Source organism: Bacillus sp. SA1-12, from assembly GCF_000981385.1.
Classification (GTDB): Bacteria; Bacillota; Bacilli; order Bacillales; family Bacillaceae; genus Metabacillus.
Genome location: NZ_LATZ01000132.1, coordinates 51437 through 77789, shown reverse-complemented (window position 1 = coordinate 77789; position 26353 = coordinate 51437). Strand labels below are relative to the sequence as shown.

Annotated in this window: 23 protein-coding genes and 2 pseudogenes; 23 read left to right on the top strand and 2 right to left on the bottom strand. The window is 36.6% G+C overall.

What is annotated here, in order from left to right; all coding sequences use genetic code 11:
- Positions 1-7: 7 nt before the first annotated feature.
- Both WQ54_RS35055 and WQ54_RS28995 read left to right on the top strand, forming a co-directional pair.
- Complete coding sequence (locus WQ54_RS35055; protein WP_231597694.1) at positions 8-154, top strand: hypothetical protein; 147 nt, start codon at positions 8-10, stop codon at positions 152-154.
- Positions 155-157: 3 nt separating this feature from the next.
- A complete protein-coding gene (locus WQ54_RS28995) occupies positions 158-961 on the top strand; it encodes a DnaD domain protein (RefSeq protein ID WP_231597693.1) in 804 nt (267 codons plus the stop codon).
- 126 nt (positions 962-1087) lie between these two features.
- On the opposite strand, the gene WQ54_RS28990 is transcribed toward WQ54_RS28995, so the two are convergent.
- Entirely contained in the window at positions 1088-1834 is a 747-nt protein-coding gene (locus tag WQ54_RS28990; protein WP_197089688.1) for a hypothetical protein, read from the bottom strand.
- Positions 1835-2757: 923 nt separating this feature from the next.
- On the opposite strand from WQ54_RS28990, the gene WQ54_RS33145 reads away from it, so the two are divergent.
- The 5 genes from WQ54_RS33145 (at position 2758) to WQ54_RS28965 (ending at position 9621) form a co-directional block, all read left to right on the top strand.
- Positions 2758-3036 (top strand): heterocycloanthracin/sonorensin family bacteriocin, encoded by a 279-nt coding sequence (locus tag WQ54_RS33145; RefSeq protein WP_084822375.1) that lies wholly within the window; start codon positions 2758-2760, stop codon positions 3034-3036.
- 149 nt (positions 3037-3185) lie between these two features.
- Positions 3186-5084: a putative thiazole-containing bacteriocin maturation protein gene (locus WQ54_RS28980; protein ID WP_046589907.1), complete on the top strand. Its 1899-nt coding sequence runs from the start codon at positions 3186-3188 to the stop codon at positions 5082-5084.
- A gap of 2 nt (positions 5085-5086) precedes the next feature.
- Positions 5087-7033 (top strand): TOMM precursor leader peptide-binding protein, encoded by a 1947-nt coding sequence (locus WQ54_RS28975; protein ID WP_046589905.1) that lies wholly within the window; start codon positions 5087-5089, stop codon positions 7031-7033.
- Positions 7034-7050: 17 nt separating this feature from the next.
- Positions 7051-8616 (top strand): SagB family peptide dehydrogenase, encoded by a 1566-nt coding sequence (locus tag WQ54_RS28970; protein ID WP_046589904.1) that lies wholly within the window; start codon positions 7051-7053, stop codon positions 8614-8616.
- A 459-nt stretch (positions 8617-9075) separates the two neighbouring features.
- A complete protein-coding gene (locus tag WQ54_RS28965) occupies positions 9076-9621 on the top strand; it encodes a TetR/AcrR family transcriptional regulator (RefSeq protein WP_046589902.1) in 546 nt (181 codons plus the stop codon).
- A 370-nt stretch (positions 9622-9991) separates the two neighbouring features.
- Here the strand turns inward: WQ54_RS28965 and WQ54_RS28960 are convergent.
- Positions 9992-10276 (bottom strand): annotated as a pseudogene (locus WQ54_RS28960) (MFS transporter); the annotation flags it as partial.
- Between the two features lie 440 nt (positions 10277-10716).
- On the opposite strand from WQ54_RS28960, the gene WQ54_RS28955 reads away from it, so the two are divergent.
- The 16 genes and pseudogenes from WQ54_RS28955 to WQ54_RS28890 all read left to right on the top strand — a co-directional run bounded on the left by WQ54_RS28955 (position 10717) and on the right by WQ54_RS28890 (position 26254).
- Positions 10717-11814, top strand: a complete 1098-nt coding sequence (locus tag WQ54_RS28955; RefSeq protein WP_231597690.1) for an alpha/beta hydrolase — start codon at positions 10717-10719, stop codon at positions 11812-11814.
- A 202-nt stretch (positions 11815-12016) separates the two neighbouring features.
- Positions 12017-12298 carry a cyclophilin-like fold protein gene (locus tag WQ54_RS28950; RefSeq protein ID WP_046589899.1) on the top strand — a complete coding sequence of 94 codons (282 nt, stop codon included), beginning with the start codon at positions 12017-12019 and terminating at the stop codon, positions 12296-12298.
- 3 nt (positions 12299-12301) lie between these two features.
- Positions 12302-12445 (top strand): hypothetical protein, encoded by a 144-nt coding sequence (locus WQ54_RS35775; protein WP_369094761.1) that lies wholly within the window; start codon positions 12302-12304, stop codon positions 12443-12445.
- Positions 12446-13762: 1317 nt separating this feature from the next.
- Positions 13763-14470 carry a response regulator transcription factor gene (locus tag WQ54_RS28945; protein WP_046589955.1) on the top strand — a complete coding sequence of 236 codons (708 nt, stop codon included), beginning with the start codon at positions 13763-13765 and terminating at the stop codon, positions 14468-14470.
- Between the two features lie 6 nt (positions 14471-14476).
- Positions 14477-15829, top strand: a complete 1353-nt coding sequence (locus tag WQ54_RS28940; RefSeq protein WP_046589897.1) for an ATP-binding protein — start codon at positions 14477-14479, stop codon at positions 15827-15829.
- A gap of 65 nt (positions 15830-15894) precedes the next feature.
- Positions 15895-16317, top strand: a complete 423-nt coding sequence (locus WQ54_RS28935; RefSeq protein WP_046589895.1) for a PepSY domain-containing protein — start codon at positions 15895-15897, stop codon at positions 16315-16317.
- Between the two features lie 495 nt (positions 16318-16812).
- Positions 16813-18075, top strand: coding sequence for a SulP family inorganic anion transporter (locus WQ54_RS28930; RefSeq protein ID WP_046589893.1), 1263 nt, complete (start codon positions 16813-16815; stop codon positions 18073-18075).
- Positions 18076-18722: 647 nt separating this feature from the next.
- Positions 18723-19286, top strand: coding sequence for a M15 family metallopeptidase (locus WQ54_RS28925; RefSeq protein WP_231597688.1), 564 nt, complete (start codon positions 18723-18725; stop codon positions 19284-19286).
- Between the two features lie 545 nt (positions 19287-19831).
- A pseudogene (locus WQ54_RS28920) lies at positions 19832-20621 on the top strand (SDR family oxidoreductase).
- 538 nt (positions 20622-21159) lie between these two features.
- Positions 21160-21351 carry a DUF2187 family protein gene (locus WQ54_RS28915; protein WP_046589890.1) on the top strand — a complete coding sequence of 64 codons (192 nt, stop codon included), beginning with the start codon at positions 21160-21162 and terminating at the stop codon, positions 21349-21351.
- A 69-nt stretch (positions 21352-21420) separates the two neighbouring features.
- Entirely contained in the window at positions 21421-21621 is a 201-nt protein-coding gene (locus WQ54_RS28910; RefSeq protein ID WP_046589888.1) for an aspartyl-phosphate phosphatase Spo0E family protein, read from the top strand.
- Positions 21622-21945: 324 nt separating this feature from the next.
- Positions 21946-23079, top strand: a complete 1134-nt coding sequence (locus WQ54_RS28905; protein ID WP_046589885.1) for a CAP domain-containing protein — start codon at positions 21946-21948, stop codon at positions 23077-23079.
- 719 nt (positions 23080-23798) lie between these two features.
- Positions 23799-24548: a cytochrome P460 family protein gene (locus tag WQ54_RS32280; protein WP_052738034.1), complete on the top strand. Its 750-nt coding sequence runs from the start codon at positions 23799-23801 to the stop codon at positions 24546-24548.
- 81 nt (positions 24549-24629) lie between these two features.
- Positions 24630-25319, top strand: a complete 690-nt coding sequence (locus tag WQ54_RS28895; protein WP_046589884.1) for a DUF4405 domain-containing protein — start codon at positions 24630-24632, stop codon at positions 25317-25319.
- A 175-nt stretch (positions 25320-25494) separates the two neighbouring features.
- The gene (locus WQ54_RS35380) at positions 25495-25620 is read left to right on the top strand and encodes a hypothetical protein (protein WP_269431600.1); all 126 of its coding nucleotides are present in this window, start codon (positions 25495-25497) and stop codon (positions 25618-25620) included.
- Between the two features lie 262 nt (positions 25621-25882).
- Entirely contained in the window at positions 25883-26254 is a 372-nt protein-coding gene (locus tag WQ54_RS28890; RefSeq protein ID WP_046589882.1) for a DUF2255 family protein, read from the top strand.
- Positions 26255-26353 lie beyond the last annotated feature (99 nt).

Genomic DNA, 26353 nt, shown 5'->3' with positions numbered 1-26353 from the left:
ATGAAAAATGGCAAAATATCGTATGGTGCGTACTGAATTTTGGAGAGATTCGATTGCTTTAGATGAGATGACCCCAGAGGATAAGTATTTTTATCTTTATCTACTTACGAATCCAAAAACGACTCAAATTGGAATCTATCGAATCACAAAGTAAGAAATGGCGTTTGAATTGGGTTATTCAATTGAGAGTGTTCAATCATTAATGGAACGATTCATCGATCATCACAAGTTAATCCGTTACAATCCTAAAACAAGAGAACTCGCCCTTAAAAACTGGGGGAAATATAACCTGCAAAAGGGCGGGAAACCTGTTATGGATTGTATTAACAATGAATTGAAAGATGTCGAGGATACTTCGCTTATTCCATTTGTATCCAAAGCCATTAATAAAGAGGAGATTCGTTGCCTATTTGACACATTTTGGAAACAAGGTGATGAGAAGGAAAGCAGCGATCAAGTTGAACATGATACATATCCAAATACTGAACGTGATGAAGTTGAAAAGACTTTCATACCTCGCGAGACGAAATCAGGGCAAAAAGAAAAAGCTGTTAAACCACATGTAGACAATGATCTAGATATAGAGAATTCATCACAAAATCAAAAAACAACAGATGAGAAAGAAATAATCGAGTTCTGGGACAACAATGGCTTTGGTTTTTCTAACGTCCATGCGAAAGAGCAGCTGTTAGCTTGGTTAGATGACTCTAGCTTTTTGCAGCCTAAAGATGTCATCTTAAAAGCCTTGGCAATAGCCTGTGCGAATAACAAGCGAAAGTTGAACTATGTTGTTGGGATTCTTAAAAACTGGGAAAATGAGTCATTACTGACCGTTGAAGAAATTGATTCTTATCAGGAAACCAACCCCCCTGTTTCTAAGCCTATGCAAACAGAATCGATACCTGCCGGCAGAGCGATACCAGGTGAATTTGTCCTTGATATTACTGCGGGGGAAGAGTAGCGAGTATTACTGTAATCATTTTTAGGAAGTTTGATGGAGATGGAGTACTATTCTAAAACACGGTCATTTTTGGTACAAAATGTATGTACCTGATCCCTTCTCTATTGTAATCAGGCACATACTATTTTATCGTTTAACCTGTTTAAACATCCACTCTATCATGTCCTTGTTATTGTAAGCTGGCACCCAAGAGCCGTGATTATAGCCTAATTCTGCAGGATACTCTGTATATAATGGGTTTCCTCCAGCTTTTTTTATCACCTCAATGGCATTTCTTGTTTGTGAAACTGGGATCACTGCATCGTCTTCCGCATGAAAAGCCCAAATTGGTTTATCTTTTAAAACATGCACAGTTTCTGGATTTCCGCCGCCAGCAATTGGGACCATAGCAGCAAAGAGGTCAGGGTACGCATTATTTAAATGGAACGTTCCATATCCACCTTGAGAAAGTCCTGTAGAATATAATCGGTTATGATCAATGTTGTATTCTTGGGTTACTTTTTGCAGGATATCATAAGCCTTGCCAAGATCATTTGAAAATTCAAAAACTCTTGCTAAATCGATCATATTTTCTGTATTTCGGGTAATTCCGAAACCACCATTGTATTGGTTTCTTGCCTGCGGTGCCAGAACAAAGGCAGGGTTTTTGGCTTGATTTTCAGGTGAAGCCCAAATAACGGCTCCATCATATGCTAGCAATTGTTTTTGATTATCGTTTCCTCTTTCTCCTCCACCATGAAGAAATAAAACAAGCGGGTATGAAATAGAAGGATCATAGCCTTCTGGAACGTAAAGTCGATAAGGCATGTTATGAAATTCAAAAGCTAAAAACTTTTTTGCTATTTCTTCTCTAGTAACAAAATCGTAAGTCACTATGGTCACCTCACTACTAGTTTTTCTTGCCATTTGATAAGATTTTTTCTTCTGCCATTAAAAAATTGGGGGAGAGATTACATAATAAGAAATGTTTAAATCGATTTAATAAACCGGTAAATGAGAGGATCATCCCGCTTCTTTTATTATACTAAAACCGATAATTAAAATGTTTGAAATGGATCGTTTTTCTGTCTTATATCGCTATAGTTATTTGTCTATCTCTCTCCTAAAATAACAACATAAGTGCTTTCGATTTTAGAAAGAGAGATGGGGTGAAGATGAATTCTAAAGCAAAAGCACCGTTTCCGCGTTTGCTAGCTGGCATTTCGCTTGCAAACTTGGGTTACATTGTTAGGGCGATAGTTCCAATTGCGGTATTACTGACAATCAAATTAGCTATGCTTGATCCTGAAAACGCATCTAAAAATATAAAGTATTGTCTCCATTATAAACGCTTTAGTAGGAATTGTAGGTCTTTAAAATGGCGGGTTTTATAAGTGATCGTACATCATGGAAATTTGGCCGGCGCCGTTCTTAGATCCTATTAGGGGCAATCACTGGCGGTTCTTCTCTTTATATGGTTGGTGCTTTCCAATCGGTTGTTATGGTATGTATTACCTTTGCGATTTCTAAATTTTTGTTAAGTTTTATATAAGCTCAGTATATGGATTAATTCCTGATCAGGTGGGGAACGTTTTTTTATCTAAAAATTGAGGAATTCGATTGTGTCAAAGGATATGTCTTATTGTTGCTTTTTATCTGTATTAAAAAAATTAAATAATTAGGCTTTTTTATCAGTAACAATACCCACCCAATTTACATAAGTTGTTGATGGAAATACCCAAAACCCAGTTTGAATTTCCGTGTTCGTTTCTTCTGTCACTGGCTTTAACGTAATTATTTTGAGGAGGTTTTTATTAATGAATAATTTTCAACATGAAATTCAGAACTTAAATCTTGGTGATTATCAAGCTACTCCGGCAGTACCTTATGACGCGAACCAATATTATACTAATGATGAAAGGTTTATCGTTGGTGTCGGTGGTTTTCATCGCTGTTCTAACTGTTTTAACTGTTTTAATTGCTTCCACTGTTTCCACTGTTTTAGTTGTTTCCATTGCTTTAGATGTTCTAACTGTTTCAGTTGTTTTCATTGTGGTGGAGGTCGCTGCGGTGGCGGAGGTCGCTGCGGAGGTTGATAAAATAAGTTTTGTAAAGAAATACTGCAAGCCTCTACATGTTGATGTAGAGGCTGTTCACATTAATAATCATAAGGGACAAATTACAGTACATAGGATGTTAGTAATGATATAAAAGACAATGGCAGCTATTGCTAAGGAGGATCGATATGACGAATTTGTACCCTTCTATGCGTTTGAAGGTGAAAAGGGACACGTTTTTTCTCCCTGTAGCCAACAGCGGTGTATATTTTCGAAATAATGTAAGTTCGTTTCAAATGGAAGGTAGTATGGTCGATAAGTGGGTTGAAAAACTGATACCAATGTTCAATGGAGAACACACATTGGAGAGTTTGACAAACGGATTACCGGGACCGTATCGTGATCGAGTGTACGAAATTGCAGAAACATTGTATCAAAATGGATTTGTAAAGGATGTAAGTCAAGACCATCCTTATCAATTGTCTGAACAGGTTCTAAAAAAGTATGCTTCACAAATTGAATTTGTTGATAGTTTTGTAGAGTCAGCCGCGTTTCGCTTTCAAACATATCGTCAGGCAAAAGCATTGGCAATTGGTTCAGGAGATATGTTTGTTTCATTGGTATCCGCATTACTTGATTCTGGATTACCAAAGTTTCAAACACTAATCACTAATAGGAATCAGACGAATATACAGCGGCTGCAGGAACTCGTGGCACATGCCAAAAAAACTGATTCGGAGGTGGCGGTAGAGGAGATCTCACGAAGTTCTTGGAGGGAGATTCTGGAGCCGTTTGATTATATTTTATATGTGTCACAAGAGGGAAATGTAGAAGAGCTAAAACTTCTGCATAGGATTTGCAGAGAAGAAAAGAAGGTCTTTATCCCTGCTTTATGTTTCCAACAGATTGGAATGGCGGGTCCTTTAGTTTTACCTGGTTCAGAGAATTGTTGGGAATCTGCATGGCGCCGGCTGCATCGATCGGAACTCTTCAAAGAAAATCGAATTACTCATATATCCACCACAGCCGGGGCAATGCTATCTAATCTAATTGTATTTGAATTGTTTAAAAACATAACCGGAGTAACGGAAAGGGAACAGAATAATCAATTCTTTTTACTGAATTTAGGGACAATGGAAGGCAACTGGCATAATTTTATTCCTCATCCATTCTTAAATGGAGATACATCAGCTAGACGGGTAGACGATAATGATGAACGGATTCACCAAGATTTGGAAAGAGAAGAAACGGGCAAATTACTGCTTTTTTTAAATGGGTTAACATCAAAGGCAACAGGGATTTTCCATACTTGGGAAGAAGGCGATTTGCTTCAGCTTCCGTTAGCTCAATGCCGCGTTCAACCAATCAACCCATTGTCTGATGGACCTGCTGAGTTGCAGCAAAGTATGATCTGTTCAGGACTGACCCACGAGGAGGCCAGAAGGGAAGCTGGTCTAGCTGGAATTGAAGCATATGGAAATCGATTAACGGCATTACTTGATCTGCCATCACAAGTTCATGTTGGTGCAGGCGAAACATTTACCGAAAGTGTATGCCGAGGATTGCAGAAGTATTTAGTACAGGAGTTAAATAGAAAACAGTCAAACAATAAGATTACTCTAACCCGAGTACAGCTGAATACGGTAGAAGATGAACGATGCAGGTTTTATTTACAGGTATTATCAAGGATCCAGGGTGACCCAATTGTTGGATTAGGAGAGGAAATATCTGGTTTCCCTGTTGTCTGGATTGGTACGAAAAATGGATGGTATGGAAGTGCAGATTTAAATATAACATTTGCGTTAAGAAAAGCATTGCAACAGGCTCTTTTTACACTGCAAAACAAAGAAGATCCTTCAACATCCCAAGGCTTAGTCGTATCATCCGTGCTGCTTGACGAAAATGCACCTAGACTTTTAACTATCCCTGTTTGTGATGATCAGAAACATTCTGTGCTTTTGCAATCTGCTAAGGAAGTATTGGATCGGAACGGAAAGCAGCTTGTCATTTATGAACTTGAAGTAGAACCAATTCTAAAAGAAGGTTTAGCTGGGATCGTTGGAGTTGTTGTTCGAGAGGAGGAATGAAGGTGAGTGCTGATTTGTTGGTTGTTGGTGAGGGATTGTTAGCAGATCTTTTTTGTACAGAACTATCCTCAGAATATCTGATTGTTCGCCAGACTCATTTTGATTCAGTCGTACCAGAAACCATTGATTTGGCATTGGTCCTGCAAGATGAATGGAACCCTTCTATTCATCAAAGTGCAGAAGAGGAGTTTCGAGCAAGCAACACCCCATGGCTTCGAGGCTTTGTATCATTTGGAGAAGGCATCATTGGGCCTTTAGTTCAACCTGGAATTTCAGGTTGCTCTCAATGTGCCGATCTCAGACGCGTCCTAGCAGGCAATCATCGTAACGAGATGTGGCAGATGCAGAAAAAATTAGAGGCCTCTGGAAAAACACAACAGGAAGCCTGGACATCTCGTACCGGGTTATTACAAATGGTTCATCTCCTCAAAGCAGAGGTTAAAAGGTTTCTACAAGGGAAACAGACTTCCTCAGAGAAGAGGCTTGGTTTCATTAACCTAAAAACATTGAACATTTCATGGCATTCCTTTCAACCAGTCCCTCTTTGTACTGTATGTAGTTCCATACCTGATGATTCAGCGGATTTAGCCCGAATTTCCCTGCAGCAAAGTCCTAAAGTCAGCATAGATAGTTACCGAACTCGTTCATTAGATGATCTGAAAAACGTGCTGGACAAAGACTATGTTGATTCTCGAACAGGGATGCTTAAAGATAAGATGTATAATCTCGTGCCTCCATTTGCTGATGTAAGTGTAAATTTACCTATGTTTGAGGGGGATGAAGGAACAGCCGGACGTACAAATTCCTATGCGGTAAGTGAATTAACGGCCATTTTAGAAGGATTGGAACGATACTGCGGCCTCCAGCCCCGCGGCAAACGGTCAGTGGTATATGATTGTTATCATAATATAAAAGATCAAGCCTTAAATCCTCAATTGGTTGGTGAACATGAAGAAGAACAGTATCAACGCACAGGCTTCCCCTTTGAAAAATTTGATCCTGACCGTCCTATGAATTGGGTATGGGGTTATTCATTTTTACAGAAGCAGCCGATTCTAGTTCCAGAGCTGCTTGCCTATTACAGTTTGGGATGCGGGTCACGGGGATTTGTCTATGAAACGTCGAACGGATGTGCATTAGGAGGAAGTTTAGAGGAGGCTATTTTTTACGGCATTATGGAGGTGGTCGAGCGAGATTCGTTTCTAATGACCTGGTATGGAAAATTGTCGTTACCTCGTCTTGATCCATACTCTGCTGAAGATGAAGAACTAGTGTTGATGATTGACCGGATGAAAGCAGTTGCAGGATATGACCTGTATGTATATAACGCTACAATGGAACATGGAATTCCAAGCATTGTAGCATTGGCAAAAAACAGAAAGCAAAATGGGTTGAATCTAATTTGTGCAGCAGGGGCTCATTTGGATCCGGTGCGGGCTGTGAAAACTGCTGTTCATGAGTTGGCTGGCATGATGTTGACACTGGATGAGAAATTGGAGACAAACAAAGAGGAATATATGCGAATGTTAGATGATTCTTCCTTAGTACAACAGATGGATGACCATGGCATGTTGTATGGCTTACAACAAGCAGAAGAGCGCCTGGATTTTTTACTTAAAAATAACCGGCCGATTAGAACATTTAACGAGGAATTCAAGTGGAAGTCGAACCACACTGACCTTACAAATGATCTTCAGGATATTCTTCAAGCGTTACGGAACGTAAACTTGGATGTTATTGTCATTGATCAGTCAACACCGGAAATCAAACAAAACGGATTACATTGTGTAAAGGTGTTGATTCCTGGGATGGTGCCGATGACCTTTGGACACCATTTAAAGCGCGTATCAGGATTAGAGAGGTTATTACGGGTTCCTATGGAACTGGGGTATACGTCAGAACCACTTACACGCGAAAAGCTTAATCCGCTTCCTCATCCGTTTCCATAAGAAGGGAGTCTGGAAGGATGATTCTTGATGAGTTTTTGCACAATTTACATTTTGACATTGAAAAGGCAAGCATTCCAAACTGGGAAGTGGATTGGGAAGATGGCCCGCTTCCTTACAAACTTTACTGTGATTTACCTGAAGTTCCGCTTTCTATGGATATACCGCTAACTCTGGATGGGCAGGAAGTTCCCTATAAGCCGGATCTTCGAAAAATCGGTCACTTCCTTTGGTATGTTTATGGGATTACCCAATATAGCCAATCTGTTTTTCCGATGGATTCCCCCGAGAGACAGCTGGAAGTCATGCAATCCTATAGAAGGTTTGCTCCATCGGGTGGAGCGTTGTATCCAAACGAATTATACGTCTATTTAAAAATTGAAGATTTACCTGATGGGGTTTATCATTTCGATGTCTCACACCATCGCTTAGTATTATTGCGTGAAGGCAATTTTGATGATTATCTTACACGGGCACTTGGATGCCGATGTGATCTTACATCTTGTTTCGGAACCGTTTTTATCTCAACGATGTTTTGGAAAAACTTTTTCAAGTACAATAACTTTTCTTACCGGCTGCAAGGGTTGGATGCAGGTGTTCTGATGGGGCAGTTAGTAGAAGCAGCAAAGCGTTTTGGATTTGCATCAGGTGTGTACTATCAATATCTCGATCGTGCAATTAACCATCTTCTAGGGCTTACGGAACAAGAAGAAAGCGTGTATGCTGTCGTCCCGATAACAATAGAACCAACTATTTGGTCAGGAAACCGGAATGGCGAGAATGTCTTAGCTGCTGACTTATTACCAGAAATAACCCCTATTCAGCCTAAACATTACGTTCGATCAAAGAAAATGAAAGAGTTTCCGATGTTACTAAAAATGAATGAAGCTTCTATGCTCGAATCTACATCTTTTCGATGGATAGAGGAGAAGGAGATTCGAACTGTTGAGGGCAAGAAGTATCCTTTACCCCTGGTTAATCGACTTTCATATGATTTCATGTCCTGCTGTCGAAAGCGATTTTCACCTGAGATGGATTTCATATTGGGAAAAGTAAATCTGCAACAAATTGCTTACCTTCTAAATGAGGCAACAGCATCTTACCGTTATCGAAATGACTTAGAGGAAGCATATAACGATGAGCAGCGAGTCTCTATTTTCTTATGTTTGTATAATATTGAAGGAATCCCTAATGGGGCTTATTACTATGACAACAGTGAGCACGCATTACGCCAGATGAATCCAGGAGACCATCGGCAAATGCTGCAATCTGGAATGACTTTAGGTAATATAAATTTGCTGCAAGTACCGATCACCCTGCATGTTGTCGGTGACAAGGATTACTTTAAAGATTCACTAGGTTACAGAGGATATCGAATTCAACAAATGGAAGCAGGGATGCTGGTCCAAAGAATATTATTAGCAGCATCAGCCCTTGAAATGGGAGGTCACCCGCTCCTCGGTTTTGATGTGAACTTAAGTGATCAACTTTACAACTTGGGTTCACTTGGAAAAACAAGCTTAATCCAAATCCCAATTGGTCCATATCGACAACGGCCATGGCTGATGGGAAGACTTCATACTTAAATGAATCAAGACTTCAGTCGAAGAAAAATGACGGGAAAAGATAAATTGGCTACGTTTCTTACATAATAGTAAGGAACGTTTTTTTTATGATAAAAAGATAAATCTTACAAAATCTTTTTTAAAGATTTAAAAGAGATTAATAGATAAATGGAATAATCCGGAAATAACTATTCTGTTGCTTCGCTAATTCCATTTGATTCACCCATAATAACAACAATTTTATCTTGGCTATTTGACATAATATGTAACACCTTTTCTTTTATTTGTATTGAAAACAAGTCATTTGCAACTATAATGTTAGGCTCTGATTTCGCTTAGTAATAAAAACCATCATTGATTGATTAACCAACATCTGTTTATAATTTTAATAAAAAATATCATACCAACAATGATAATTGAATGCGATTTGTTTATTCCTCATCATATTAAATATCTTTAGGAAAGTCTGGTGAACAAACATTGCCGAATATAGATAGAAGAGTAACCAAAAGCCAAGAAGCTATTAAAAAGGCTCTTATTGAACTGATGTCTGAAAAAAGCTTTGATAACATTACCATTCAGGATATTTCTGACAGGGCAAATGTTAATAGAGGAACCATCTATCTTCATTATTTAGATAAATATGATTTATTAGATAAGATCATGGAAGAGCATATTAACAACATGAGTAATTTTTGCGAGTCGGCAACTGAAATGGATTTTATCGAATCGACTGTGCACTGTATGGAATACTTCGAGAGTAATTATCTATTCTTTTCGACCATGTTAGCAAGTGAAGGAGCTCCATACTTTCGTAATAGATTTCTTAAATTTAATATCGAAGAGTTCAAGAAAGATGTTGACATAACAAAAGGAAAAAATTTCGGTCAAAATGAAGAGATCATTGTTGAATTTGTTGCAAATGCTTATGTAGGGGTCGTTGAATGGTGGTTAAAGAATGGAATGCCTTATCCACCACGTGTTATGGCTGAAAAAGTAGGGGACTTGCTAGAGAGGATTGTATAGTTATTTCTAATACCATTTAATAAAAATAACACGAACAAGTACACTTATTTATAGGTGCGAAGGAAATAAAATGAACAATTTTAAAAAAAGGACAGGTAGTTGTCATACCTATCCTTTTTTTTACATTGAGGAAAATTAAAAATAACTTTATAGAATCTTGATCTAATTTCTTATCTAGAAAGTTGTTGTGAAGGAGTAATCATGTAGTTTCTTAGAAAAATAGTTATCGAACTAAATATCAATGATAGTATTCCCACGAATACCACGTATTGTGTACCCATTTCAGCAATAAATAATCCGCCAACTGACTGCCGCACCGATTGTTGTTCCAAGGTTAGCCGATGTTAAAAATAACTTATTAGCGAAATCAAAAATTAGTTGTGAAGATGGGGACAATGTTTGCCGAAACAAAAATATCAAGAACGAGTAACATTACTTTTTTCCGATTTATACGAGAAAACATTAGAGGCATAGTTGGTCCGGCTATTGCAACAGCAAGTGCAAATAGACTCACCAGCAAACTTGCTTGAGATACACTGTCGTCATAATGTTCAGCAAGAGTAGGTAATATTCCAATAACCCCCATTTCAGTATTTATGATACCGAAAACTCCTAAGCTCATTATGATGATCAATAGATTATTGCGTTTACTCATAAATATGTCATTTCACTTTCATTCATCATAAAAAATCATACATTGTTTATTAATCAACATCTGTCTATAATTATAAAAAGTAGCAGGATGATTTCAATGGATAGATGAACACAATTTGTTGTTTATTAAACAAATGAAGAGAAGTTGTTGATTATATGGAAAAGAGATTGTAGATTTCACATTGTCTCAACAGATAGTAGAATCTTTTCTTATGAAGAATTGTACTTAAACTACTCGTTTAAGAGAGGGAAACCAAATTCATTTGGATTTCCCTTTTTTATTTGTTACAGAATTCTAATTAATTTCTAATCGTTTTATTATTTTTTTTTAATTTAAATGGATTAATGTGGTGATGTTCACAAAGAAAGGGGGTTAATGCAACTCAAAGAGAACATAACAGAATAGAAATAACATCAGCAAAAACATTGGAGGGATTTAACGTGCAAAAAAAATCTATTATCAAGCGTGGTTTTCAGATTCTCGCAGTGATGGGACTTGGCTTAGTTTTATCTACGACAGGAGTTGGTGCTGCATCAAAGACAGGCGTTGACAATACATACACGCCGGACATGTCCAATGGAGCAGACAATTTTTACAAGAGCAATAAGGTAACCATGAAGAAGGTTGAGTTTAATAACCAATACAACATGAATGTTGTAGGGAATCTTTATATTCCCAAAGGTTTGAAGAAGAACACCGAAAATCCCGCGATCATTGTCGGGCATCCAATGGGCGCAGTAAAAGAACAAAGTTCGAATCTGTATGCCCAGAAAATGGCTGAACGGGGATTCGTTACTTTGTCCTTGGATTTGTCTTTCTGGGGAGAGAGTGAGGGTCAGCCTCGCAACGCTGTTTCGCCGGATATCTATGCCGAGGATTTCAGTGCTGCAGTGGATTTTCTAGGCACCAGGTCGTTTGTTGACAGGGATCGGATTGGTGTTCTCGGGATTTGTGGCAGTGGGGGCTTTGCCATCAGCGCAGCCAAGATCGACCCGCGCATGAAAGCCATTGCGACAGTCAGTATGTACGACATGGGCGCTGCCAACCGTAATGGGATTAAAGATTCCCTGACACTTGAGCAAAGAAAGAAGATCATTGCAGAGGCAGCAGAGCAACGCTATGTGGAGTTCACGGGCGGTGAAACCAAATACACCAGCGGGGCAGTACATGAACTGAATGAAAACTCTACCGCCATTGAGCGTGAGTTTTATGACTTCTACCGCACTCCAAGAGGTGAATTCACTCCCAAGGGCTCGTCACCTGAACTCACGACACACCCGACGCTGACCAGTAACGTCAAGTTCATGAATTTCTACCCGTTCGAAGACATAAAGACGATTTCTAGTCCCATGCTTTTCATCGCGGGTGAAAACGCTCATTCCAGAGAGTTCAGCGAAGACGCCTACAAGCTAGCAGGCGAACAGAAGGAACTCTACATTGTTCCGGGTGCAGGTCATGTGGATCTGTACGACCGGGTGAATTTAATACCCTTTGACAAGCTCGAGTCCTTCTTCAAAGAAAATCTGAAGAAAAGATAAGGCTTGTGTTGGAAGAGAGTAGAGAGCTTTGTGTGCCAATAGTCCTATGAGTGAACCCACTGTGTGAATCCCGCCTATCTGGTCGGGATTCACATTTTGTTTAATAGAAATCCATATTCGGCATTTATTTGTCTGTCACTACCATAAGGGGAAAGTTTTATGCCTTGCGAACGAAACAAATCAAGCAGGGGAGAAGAGTGATGTGGAAGGAATTAGGAAAAAAATAAAAATTGGCGATCAGGAATTAGTTGCAGTAATAGAAGACAACCCAGTTACTCGATCATGTATTATTAAACTCCCGACAACTGTGAATTTTAGCGATTTTGCAGGAGGAAAGAAACTCGGAATCGCCTATGCCCCAGTTGCTAGGGGTGATAGCTTGGGTACTAATCTAACTAAACAAAAAGTTTTAAAGGAAATTGCTGATAAACATCATTCAGATAGATTTCAAGTTTTATTAGCATGGTGTATTCGAAATGGTTAAACAATTGCTATACCACAATCTAGTAATACCGCTCACGTGTTAGATAATGTGAAAGCAGCTAAGATTCAATTAACACAGCAAGATTTAGAGCAATTAGACTCAATCTATCCAAAACCTAGCATGAAACAGCCACTTGCTTTATGGTAAGAAGAGAATGTAGAAATTACTAAGCTAGAAAATAGTTGGTCCGTATTTAAAAAATTATGCCCTCTTTGTAATGAAATTGTATTTGAGATGAAAATTCATGGTCCTAACAGTTTGCATTGTTTCCAAACCATTATGCCAGTTTATAAATGTTTTAGAAATGCTCATCAAGCATATCTTGATATAAGATATAAGCATTTGCTATACGCGAAAAGCACGCTAGAATAAATAACAGAGGAGGCAATATGGTGGCTTATATCACTGAAGAAGATGTTCTGATTATCCGAATTTTCGTGTGAATGAGTCTGCTATCTTATCTTTCGCGGGTATGCGATCAGCGCTGCGCAGATTGACCCTCGGCTTAAGGCCATCGCGACAGTCAGTAGGGGTCAATGGTACTTTGAGTGAAACGGCTGTGTGAATCCCGCATATTTTTTCAGGATGCACTCTTTTTTGTCTGAATAGATTTCCATACGCTATTTAGGATAGAAATGTTAGCAAATAAACGCATACTTGAAAGAAGAGTTTCTGGATCATTTATGATGAAAAATTAGATCATATTTATCCATTTAATGAAGGTAGATAGATCTTTAGTTAACATACAGTTGGAAATACTTTCATCATAATATCACCATTTTTCGGACTTTAGTATGATAATAGTTTTTTTATCCCATTCTTAACGGGCAGTAAGACCTCCACATAAAGATTCGAGAGAAACAAAAAAGATAAGTGGGAGATAACTGCCCGTAAAGATCCGTCGAAGGACAGGACGTCCGAGTCAGGCGCAAGCCACAGGATGTGGCGTCTTCTAAGCTTGATAAGTTTCGCTAACCATCAGTGGGGGATGAAGATAACCTCCACTGATGAAAGTCTCACTTTATTGTTTTTTGGTTATTAGTCATTCTCTACCTACTTTAGCCAATTTTCTTAAAGTTAATTAACAAAATTGATTAATATGTTCACTAATCAACAAATTTTCTATTTTTGACGATTGCAAGCATATTGATTCTTTTTATAATTATAGACAGATGTTGATTATTCAATAATTAAGTTTTATTCTCCACTAAGAAAAAGAAACCACAATCTAGTAGGAAAAAGAGTCATCCAGATTACTGACTGGACATCATTTTTTCTTAACATTTACTTGAAGTACTATTCTCCTTTTGTAAAAAGTATTTAAACAGCATTTTGTTCCTAATTAAGAAGAATTTTCAAAATATTAACCTATTAAAGTTAGAAAATATAGCTAAATCTTAGGAATTAAAAAAGAAAGGAGGAATATACATGTCAAATTCAATAGATCTTACTATTTCAAAGAAAATGATAGTAGATTTTGAAACCGAACCTAAAAAAGTATTAATTATTGAAGATGAAGCAAATATTGCGAGAATCATTAGATTAGAACTTGAACATGAAGGATACAAGGTTGAAATAGCCGAAAACGGTATAGCAGCACTTGAAAAATTTAATAATGAACAATGGAACCTTGTGTTACTAGATATAATGATACCTAAGTTAAACGGAATGGAAGTTCTTAGGAGAATTAGAGCGACAGGGGACATGACTCCAATCATTTTATTAACAGCAAGGGATTCCATCCCTGATAAAGTGAGCGGGCTAGATCATGGTGCCAACGATTATATTACAAAGCCGTTCCAGATTGAAGAGCTGTTGGCGAGAATTAGAGCTTGTTTACGAATAAATCAAATGATGGAACAAAAAGTGGACAATAAACTTTTATCTATTTCTGATTTGAAAGTTGATAAAAAAACACGAATAGTAACACGTAATTGCATAAATATTGAACTAACCCCCAGAGAATTCGATTTACTTGTTTATCTAATACACAATCAAAATCAAGTATTAAACCGTGAGCAGATTTTAACACATGTTTGGGGCTTTGATTACTATGGAGAGACAAACGTTGTAGATGTATATATTAGATACTTGCGTAAGAAAATTGATGATTCCTTTCATTCTCCACTTATCCATACAGTGCGTGGAATTGGATATGTCATAAAGGAGTAATATTTTATGAATATCCGAAAGAAAATCCATATGTATTTAACTGTTTCGGTGCTTTTGATTAGCATTGTGATTAATACATCCATATATTATTTATTTTACTCAATTACGACGAACGATAAATTAAATCATGTTCGTTTACAGGCTGAAAATATTGCTGGCGAATTGAAACCTGTTACGAATGATAGCAGAATACATGATATTTTGACTTCTCGGTTACCATTGAATGGAATGATACGTGTTGTGAATGAAGATTCCCATTCCATCATAACGATTACAAAGGAATCGGTGTTTACAGAATATAAATCAAGTTTTAACAATTCACAGTCAGTTGAATTGAAATCAGTTGCTGGGATTCGGTATGCTGTTTCGAGGTTTCCAATCATCTGGCACGACGGAAATATTATGATGTTGGAAGTTACAGCAAGTTTGGCATCCTCTTATGAAAGCTTAAAAATCTTGAAGCTTGTGTTAATTGTCGCTTCCCTAATCGTTCTGATTCCTTCATTTTTAGCAGGCAGAATGCTAAGCGACATCATTTTAAAACCCATTAATTCTATGATTGAAACGATGGAGGAAATTCAACGAAAAAGCATCTTTAAAAAGCTTGAGTTAAAAACACAATCAAAAGATGAATTATACAAATTAGGTAGTACGTTTAATAAGATGATGGATATCTTAGCAAGAAACTTTGAAAAACAGCAGCAATTCGTTTCAGATGCCTCCCATGAATTAAAAACACCCTTAACTGTTATTGAAAGTAATGCAAGTATGCTGAAACGATGGGGGATAAAAGATCAGACTTTATTAGTAGAATCTGTGGAAGCAATCTATTCAGAAGCTATTAGAATGCAAGAAATGACAAAGCAAATGCTTATGCTTGCAAATCATGATGCAGAATGGAATTTGGATATAAGAGAGGTGGACCTTGTTTCACTTAGTAAAGAGACAAGCAAACTGATGAAAAATACGTATGGTCAGCACATTTCTGTATACACTCCATTCGATAGAGTTATAGCAAAAGCAGATAAGCAAAAAATGAAGCAACTATTGTTTATCTTGCTTGATAATGCATTAAAGTATAGTGCATCACCTATTGAGATAAATGTTGGATATGAGAAAGGTCACGCTTTTTTCACTGTGAAGGATCATGGCATCGGCATACCGAAAGAAGATATCACTCATATATTTGATCGCTTTTATCGGGTTGATAAAGCAAGAAATCGGGAAACTGGCGGGACGGGGCTAGGTTTATCGATCGCAAAACAGATTGTAGATTCCCATGGTGGAAACATAAATGTCGTAAGCAAGGAAAATGAAGGAACAAGTTTTACTGTTGCTTTACCTATGGCATCTTATTGATTTTTATTGTTTTTAAGGGAAAATGTCCTTTTTTAAAGAAAAACTCTCTTGTTAGGAGAAATCGTATGAACCCCATAAAAATTATTTGTCTTTTTAGCTTTCTAATCGTTGGTTTTATCATTGCCGAAGTTCAATATATTTTTGCAGATAGAGACAGCGAAATCCTGAGTGCTGTAGAAATAAAAAGAAATATCCAAACAAAATACCTAGGAGACATCAGGGATATAAAGCTTAGTAAAAACGAGAAAAATAAAATGTATGTAGTAAATTTACACGGTCAGGATCGTGAATACACGTTAAAAGTAGATGCTTATTCGGGGGAAATCTTGTATTTAAATCAATTGGAGAATGTAGCATCTGAAAATGTAGTACACATTAAAAACGAAGGGATAGCCTCTTTTTCTTCTGGAGAAAAAGGGGATGGAAAACTGGTCAAAGGTAAAACTTCCGATTGTTCAGTTAAAATAATGAATGCAAAAAAGAGTTGAGTTTACGCACAGTTTTAAAAGAAAAAGGAAGAGCCCAGAAATCATAGGGCTCTTCCTTTTTTTCGTTTAAAAATGATTGAATTGTGGATAAACACTTTGACATCCAGCACCAAGGACCACTAGGGTGTAGCCTATTTAGAATTGAAGGCAATGAGCGTCTTCCTATAATAATTGTCTTATACTCGTCTGGTCTGAAAGAGGGCTTGCACTTTTCTGGTATTTTCTAACTGAATTCTCACTATTTTCTAATATTTCTATCATTTTCTTCTAACTTTGAAAACTTAATATGAAATTAAGCTATTAAAAAGGAGGTGTACAGAAATCAACATCTTTAAATAGCTTTTTGTAGGATATTTAGATAAATTCTTTTAATTGTCGAAGAAAGTCCAAAGTTTAGAAAGGAGAAATACGGATCCAATTGGGGTAACAACTCAATTCAGCTTTATTTGGCATACAAACTTTTTTAATTCTTCAAATGGGAGGAGATGTACGTTTATGAATTTAGAAGCGTTTAGAGATTATTCTATTGATAACCTAAAAAAGGATTTGCTTTCAGGAATTGTTGTCGGTATCATCGCTATTCCTTTAGGGCTAGGGTTTGCTATTGCATCCGGTACAACTCCTGTTTCGGGACTTTATTCAACTATTGTCGCAGGATTGTTGATTGCCATCTTAGGAGGTTCCAGGTTTCAAATCGGAGGGCCTACCGGTGCGTTTGTTCCGGTTTTACTAGGGATTGTTTTGCAGTACGGATTTGAAAACCTATTAATTGCCGGGTTTATGGCTGGGATTTTACTGATCATCTTTGCACTATTCAATGTTGGAAGTTTAATCGAATTTTTTCCTAAGTCAATCATTATTGGTTTTCAGTCTGGTATAGCGGTCATTATTTTCAGTAGTCAAATCCCAAACTTTTTAGGGCTGCATCATATAGAGAAACATGAATACTTCCATTTACATTTAAAGGAAATAATTGAAAATATTGACCTGGTCGGAATCTATAGTATCATCACTGCACTTTTTTGTTTGCTGATTATTTTGACTTTACCACGTTTTTTTCCTAAAATCGGAGGGATTTCCTATTTGCTGGGAATTCTAGCTTCAAGTCTAGTTTCGTCATTTCTTTTTCCGAATCAAATTGAAACGATCGGTTCGATTTATGGGCAAATCCCCAATCAATTTCCAAGACCTCATTTTCCCGAGGTGACCATTGCAAAAATCCTAGTACTCTTTCCATCTTCCTTTGTTATTGCAATGCTTGTGGGCCTGCAATCTTTATTAACCGCTCGGGTTGGGGATGAAATGACTCAATCAAGGCATAACAGTAAAAAAGAGCTAATTGGTCAAGGTATCGTAAACATGGTTACACCTTTATTTTATGGCATTCCTGCGGCAGGGGAGGTAGCACGAACTGTAACAAATATCAAAAATGGTGCTTCTTCGCCTATTGCAGGAATATCGCATGCTTTATTCGTTTTATTGGTATTATTATTACTTGCCCCCTATGCTTCACATGTTGCGCTTGCTAGCATAGCTCCGGTTTTGATGGTAGTTGCATGGCATATCAGCAAAAAAGAGCAATTTTCCAGTGTCATAAAGGAAAGATCAGGACATTCATTGATTTTAATGATTACCTTTTTAATGACTATTTTCACTAATTTAACTATGGGTATTGGAGCAGGGTTATGTCTTTCTGCTTTCCTGTTTCTAGCTAAGAGAATGAAAGATCAACAAAAAGAAATTGAGAAGGCCAGTTAATGTACTACATTTGATCAATATTAGTAGGATAGACAGGTGGTTACAGACAATAAGATCGAAATGATGAAAGCAATGTAGAGTTAGTATATGGTAAGAATCTAAACAGTGGAGGAAGAGGCTAGAACACATAGGGCTCTTCCTTTTTTATTTTCTTAAAATTCAAACCATTTTCTAATATGTCTATATTTTTCTTCTAATTTAGAATGCTTGACAGAAAATAAAATGTCTCGGCTAACATCTAAAATGAAGTAAATAATTTAAGAATATTTCTATTCTAGAATATTAATATACCTGAAAAAGAGTGCGGAGGAGGCTTTCAAATAAAAAATTTACTAACGATTCACTTCCATATTATACTGAAAACTTTAATAGTGATTTCCCGTCCCTTTACCATTTAAATAAAAATAGATGTAAAAGATTGAACAGAGAACTATTGTTTAACATGGGAGCTGAAATTATACATTTTTATATGATAACAGCGAGAAATGAGTATACCATTGTTAAATATGAAGGAATCACATACCTATTCTTAATAAAATGAAAGTTTGTTTTTCTGAAGATTAAATTCGTGCAATTTATGTCGTTTTCACGTTAAACTATTAGTAGATTTTGTCGAAAAAACTTAAGTAGGAGTGAGGCAACAACTTGTGAAAAGACAACTAAAATTATTTCTGTTATTCCTCTTTGCGCTTGTTATCTATCAATCTTTCTTATTCATTAAGGACTATCCTGGCTCAGTAGACGAGGTTGAATACGAAGTAAATACAGAGACTCTGCCAAATGAGCTGCATCCAATGGTAGCTGAGAAAGTAGAGATTTTAAAAGAAAAAACAGCAGAAAAAGAGATTACGATCCTAATCACAGATGATTACCGCTCGTTCGAGGAGCAAGACAAGCTTTATGATAAGGGCAGAAAAACTCCCGGAAAAGTAGTTACTCATTTGGAGGGAGGAGAATCGTATCACAACTTTGGCCTTGCAGTCGATTTTGCTCTTCAGCTTGAGAATGGTAATGTGATTTGGGATATTGAATATGATGGGAATGGAAATGGTCAATCAGACTGGTTTGAGGTTGCAGAAGTTGCAAAGGAACTGGGCTTTCAATGGGGAGGAGACTGGCACGGATTTAAAGATTATCCTCACCTCCAAATGGATTTTGGCTTAACAATCAACGATCTTCAAGAAGGAAAACGCCCAAAAATCCCAAGCTAAAAACCGAACTTTACAGAGAAATTAAGCTTGTATTTGTCTTGAAGTTGGATAAAAGATTATCAATATGCAATAAAAACAGCGGTGAACGGAAAATGTTTACCGCTGTTTTTTCGAGAAGAAAACAACTATACGAATATAAAGACAACTTCCTTACTTTTTCTTCGAAAATTTAAGGGGAATTTTGTATAGTGGGTAACTATATAAACCCTCTAAAACAAATCCACTACATTTTCAGACTAGGAAAGAAGCGGGCATGGCATTCCATTTTTTTACTGCTATTCCACTAATCTTACATACGTAATGGCAACAGGAAATGAAAGGTCATCGCTAAAACCCTTACAAATAATCAACAATTTTTATGGAATTGTTGATTATACAACATATTGCGTTCTTTTAACTATTGAAAGCTTATCTATTCTTTTTATAATTACAAACAAATGTTGATTAATCAATCAATAATGGTTTTCTTGTAGAGTAATTTCAAGGTATTTCATCAAGTTTCCAGTGGATTGTTTAAAAAGAATCATAAGGGGATGATATGAAGTATGACAAATATTCAAGGTAAAGTGGTTGTTATAATGGGTGCTTCAAGTGGTATTGGTGAGGCAACCACTAAGAAACTGGCAGAGGAAGGTGCAAAAATAGTTATTGCAGCTCGTCGTAAAAATCGCCTGAAAGCTCTTGTTGAATCATTGCCAAACGCTGATATATCATATGCTATTGCAGATGTCACGAAAGAAGAAGAAGTACAAGCAGTTGTCGATTTAGCAGTTGAAAAATATGGCCGTGTAGATGTCCTCTTTAATAATGCAGGAGTCATGCCAACTGCTCGCCTATCAGAAAAACGCTTTGATGAATGGCGTCAAATGTTAGACGTCAATATCATGGGTGTTTTAAATGGGATCGCTGCTGTTTTACCTATCATGAAAAAACAACAATCTGGTCAGATTGTCGACTGATTCCGTTGCTGGACATGTTGTTTTTCAACAAGGTGCTGTTTATTGCGGGACTAAGTTTGCTGTTCGCGCCATCATGGAAGGTCTACGACAAGAGGAACGTGAAAATAATATCCGCAGCACGCTTATCTCTCCAGGAACGGTTGATACTGAGCTCCATACAACCATTAATGACCCTGAAAGACGTAAATGGGTGGAGAATCTTCAGTGTGATATCGGTTTAAAATCAAGTGATGTAGCGGATGCAGTAGCTTATGCGATAAGCACACCTGATACAGTTGCAATAAGTGAAATCATCATTCGTCCTACCAAATCCACTGCTTTTATATTTGTTTTAGATCCTTTTTCTTATAAGGGCACCCAAAGGAGAACGGCTTAAGAAGAGGTAGGGATCTTCCTTTTTGATTACGGACAAAAATCTAATCATTTTTTAATCTTTCTATCATTTCATTCTAACCTATATTACTTAATATGAAGTTAAGCTTCTATAAAGGAGGATGCACAGACATTAACATTTTTATTTAGTTTTTAGCAGGTGGTTACTTCAGTCAAAACCAAGAGTGACTTTATTTAGTAAACCGATTTAAAGTATAAAATAAAGTCAACCTTGTATATGGTATTTAACAGCAACCAAAAAAATTGGTTTGGAAATCAGGATTACACTTAAATATGAAATCAGAAGAGGAAATGTGAGATATGCATGCCTCATGTATGAATGAGTAGATATGATAGGAAGGCTAAAGTTTTGATCTATAAAAGAAAAAAATGCATCAAAAAGAATTAGGAATAATCCTATTCAGATATATGGTACTTTTTGTATTTATTTAACCTAGCATATTAGTCACCTTTATATATACCTAAAGGAGTATAGAATATATTATTTAACAAAAAATTTAAAAAAAGGAAGATAATAAAAAATGAGTGAATGTCTTGTGGGCCTAGAAGTATTCTTTATAAGAAATAACCAAAAAGTAAAAGGGAAGATCATTAAAGTATTAGACCGGTCTGCAATCCTGGAAATAAGCCAGGAAGATGCTGATAAAATAGAATCACCTAGCACTTTAACGGTTGTAAACCATAATCATTATGAAATGATAACAGACTCGTAACCTGATAAGATAACCTAGACTAGTAGGATAGAAATTTACTTACCTATTCTTCGGAGGAAAAAAGAAATTGTGAAAAAAACAGAATCATTTAAACTAATCCATCCATTTAAAGACAATATAGAAATTGAACAAAAACGTAAACAACTGATCCGTTCAGCAATGATTAAGGGATTAAATAACCCTCAAACACTCAAAATATCTGAGGAACTAGATGCTGCCATTTTATTAATGGTGAAAAAATGTACTTCTTCACAATTGAAGACTGAATAACAGGAATTGGATACAAGAAAAACGGTTATTTCGTTTAAGAGGAATAGAGATGTGAAAAGAATAAAGTTGAGAATTGGATTTTAAGATACAGAGATTTCGGATAAAATGTGTATACACTAACTAATTTCACTTACTTTGTTTTATCACCAGTTAGCAGAAAAGTAAATCAATAAAATGATAAGAAGTAACCAAGCGGCATGATTAACTATAAGTTCTCTATTTAAATTTTTGCTGTTTATAAGGAGAACTTTGAGAATTAAGGGATCATGATCCCGCCTTAGCCCATAGTCTCGTTTGAAAAATTTCAGAATCGGAGGTGTAGTTTTGAAACGGTTTATTCTATTAATAATAATGGTGGTAATCGGTTATGGATCAAAGCCGTTATGGGAAGAGTCAGTTCAACAATTTGTTCCTTTATCGCTAAAAGATTCGATCCTTTCTACAATGTCTTCAGTAAATGAGAATTCTGATATTAAATTTGTCATGGAAACGCTAAATCAGCAACTGAATTCACTGATTACTTCGTTTGAGGAACGCCCGTCAAAATCAAACGATTCAAACATAGAAACACCAACATTAACTGCTCCTATAGATCATACCTTTTCAATTCATAATATTGAATTAGGCCAAGCAAGAACTGTTGTTGAGCAGAAAATCGGTAAGCCTAAGCGGATTTCAATAAATGAATATGGTGTAAGCTGGGAAACCTATCATGAAACCTATCAAAATTTTATCATGATTGCTTATGATGAAAATAATATTGTCCGCGGCCTATATTCCAATCAAGATTTGATTGCCTCTTCAACAGGCATCGAGCAGGATAGTCCTAAGCAATTGGTTCAGGAGAAACTTGGTACACCTGAATCAATTATGAGAAAAGGGATGATCAACTATGAGATTAGGAATAATGGAGAATATGATGTATTCCAGGTCGACAACAGCTATGTGACGATTTTTTATGATAAACATGAAAATAATACGGTAACTGCTATTCAAATTATTGATGAAAAACTAGAACAAAATAAAAGCGTTCTATATACAAAATCAAGCGAGGAATTAAAAGAAGGCTTTGAATATCAGATGTTTGACCTGACAAATGCTTCAAGAAAAAATCACGATCTTCCAATTTTAACATGGGATGATCATGTGAGAGAAACTGCTCGGGATCACAGCTTGGACATGTCAAAAAATAATTATTTTGACCATACTAATTTACAAGGACAATCGCCATTTGATCGCATGAAGGAGGACAATATTCGCTTTCAAACGGCAGGTGAAAACCTCGCATATGGTCAGTTCAGCAGCATATTTGCCCACGAGGGACTAATGAATTCTTTAGGTCATAGAAAAAACATTCTTCAGGAAAGTTATGAATATTTAGGGGTTGGAGTGGCATTTAATAACGAATCACAGCCTTATTATACTCAAAATTTTTACAGTGATTTTTCACCGCTATAAACATTAAAGAATATGTAAACAATCTCTCTTATGCTGCAAATTCTAACGTAGGGGTATTAAAGTTGCGGTAAAAGAATGAGCGGGTAATCTATATTATGGGAAAGTAGGATAGGTTTTTAATAGTAAAATTTTGTACTTAAAACGTATTAAAATGAATGGGAGCATAGTATATAGGAACTGTAGAGAGAGTATTAGATCATGGTTAACTTGTAACGGAAGAGTCCAGAATAGGGCTCTTCCTTTTTACACTTTAGAAAGCATAAAATAGCAGCAATGAAGAGAATTCGACGTAGTGGCTATTTTTTAAGTATAAAGTATAAGGGCAACTACTCATCACGCTTTGCCTTTGAGACTCGCCAATCGGCGAGTTTTCTTTAGGTTATGGCCAAAATTTCTAATCATTTTTTAATCTTTCTATAATATCCTTCTAATTCAAACTACGTAATCTGTAATAAAGTGAGTTCTATCATAATTCTCAAAAAAAAATAAATACGATTTGTTAGTTATATTCAACTCAAATATATGTCGTGTTCCTTTTGAAATTGTCTGTCTGATAGCTGGAGTAACAACATTTAAGAAAGAAACATGGTTCAAAGAGCAGGAGGTATTTTAAATAACGATCTAGTTCGTTCAGTTACGAATCCAAATAAAGATATTATTGAATTCATCACTCTAATTCATCACTCTAGAAACTATATTGCCTTGGAGGTAGAAATATTATGAAAAAACGATTAATTCAGATTCTTGCATTGCTGCTGGCCCTCATCCTTACTGCTTGCTCAAACAAAGAAAATGAAACGATGGAAACTTCCCAACAGAATCCTGAGGAGACTTCTCAACAGAATCAAGAATTCGCTGAGATTGGTTCTGGGGCTCATCTTGTAAAATTTCCTGAAGACCTTGAAGAAGGAATTGTGTTTGCCACATATGATCGAGGAGATATTCATGAAGATATTTATGTAAATAGCAGGGAAGCAATAGAAGCAGCACAGAATGGAGAGGAGCTTCCGAGCGGCACTGTTATTACTCTTGTAGGTTATAAGGATGGAGAGCTTGACCAATATTTAGTGATGGAAAAGCGTGCAGGATGGGGTTCTCAATACTCGCCAGAAGAACGTAATGGAGAATGGGAATACCAGGCATTTAATCCTGAAAAAGAAGTGAGAGAAGATAATATTGGTCGTTGCTTTACCTGTCATGCGAATCAGGAAAGGGATGATTACATGAACTCGATGGATCAAATGAAAGAATTTGATTTAGGGGAAATTTCGCAATCAAATAACAGGAGGGCAGAAGACCAAGTTGCTGCTAACCATACAGAGGACTGGAAGGTAAGTGAAATATCTGCTCATAAAAATGAGTCTAAGGATGTTAATAAAGAAGAAAGTAGATTAATAGGTGATGAGGAAAAAGCGGGAATTATCCAAGACGTTCTTTTAACAATGTATTTACAACAAGATAAAAGCTAATGAATGTGTTACTTGTAAAGATTAGTTGCACGTCCACTAAGGAAACACTCCAGTGAGTAAATTAAATAGAAAGAGGAGTATATGTTGAATCGAAAGATGTTATTCAAGCTGGTTAATGATCTTGTTATGACAGTTCTTATGTTAATAGCAATGGCTTACTATATTACAGGAACGATGATTCATGAAGTCATTGGAGTTGTGGTGCTTGTATTATTTATCATCCATAATTACTTAAATCGACGTTGGTATAAAGTGATTTTAAAGGGAAAGCATAATTTCCGGCGAATACTGCAAATCGGACTCAATCTGCTTTTTCTTGTAGCAATGGTTGTCATGATGATATGCGGAATACTAATTTCTAGTGATCTATTTCCCTTTATACCTGTTAATAATGACATGATCTTCCGGCAAATACATGTTCAGTCAGCCTATTGGGGATTTATCATCATGGCAGTACACATAGGATTATCATGGGGAATCATGATCAATTCAGTACGGAGGATGACGGGAATTACCGGTACTAGCCGAATTCGCACCCTTGCGCTGCGTATGTTGGCGGTATTAATTGTTGCCTACGGGGTGCATTCTTCCTTCGAGGGAGAAATGGGCTCTAAGCTATTTATTTACAACCCATTTGGTTGGTTCAACGATGATTCTGCCATAAGATTTATACTTGACCATCTATCGATCATGGGTATCTATATTGCTGGGACACATTATGCTTTGAAATTTATTCAGAGGCAGGAACATAGAGCAGTTCAAAAAAACTGATATAGATGTATTAGTGGTAAATATGAATATTAAGATCAATAGAAGGTTCTATTACGAACACAGAATGTTATTAAATATGATGATATTCCTTATTAGCAGAAGTAATTATATTTCTATCCTAGAAGATTGTTTATTTACATTCTTCCATTATATTAGTTTCTTAAAGGAGATAAGTATGAAAACAATTGATACCATAATTGAAGTATTAAAAAGAAAAGGAATCAATGTAAAAAAGGTAAAGATAAAGAGGATTAATCATCTATATTGGAATTTCAGTCAAAACAAAGACTCTTATAAGTAATTTGGGGACCTTTCATGAAAAGGTCTCTTTGTATATGAGGTATGTTGAAGGTACGGAAACGATTCGCAGATTGAGGGGAATTGACAGATTCTATTACCGATAAAAAATATATAAGCCGGAATTCTTCACGAGATGAGCGGCTGATAATGAACAATGTTGATTCATCTGTAAAATAATCAACATTTTGCGATTATTTAACCATTGAAAGCAATCCGTTTTTGTATAAAATTAACAACAAAAAGGTTAATGGAGGAAATACACAATGTCTAAATGGTTGAAAGACGAACTAAATAAGATTGCTGTAGCCGATGACCTGCACATTTCACCGTTCCGTGAGGATGGAATAACCTACGGCACCCCGACATGGGTTTGGTCCGTTGTGGTTGACGAATCCCTCTATGTGCGTGCTTACTACGGGCAGAACTCACGTTGGTACAAGGCCGCGGTAAAGCAGAAGGCAGGAAGAATCACTGTCGCCGGCATGACGAAAGAAGTCAGTTTTGAGCAGGTCGACGGACCAATTAATGATCTGATTGATAACGCTTACCGTAAGAAGTACAACGGCAATCCATATCTTAGCTCGATGATCAGCACGAGTGCCCGATCGGCGACAGTTAAGGTCATCCTACGATAAAACAAGATATTATCAGTCGCAAAATCCATTTTGTATTGACTTAATAAACTGAAAATTTCCTATTATGATCGAAGTGTTGGTAATAAGGCAATGATGAAA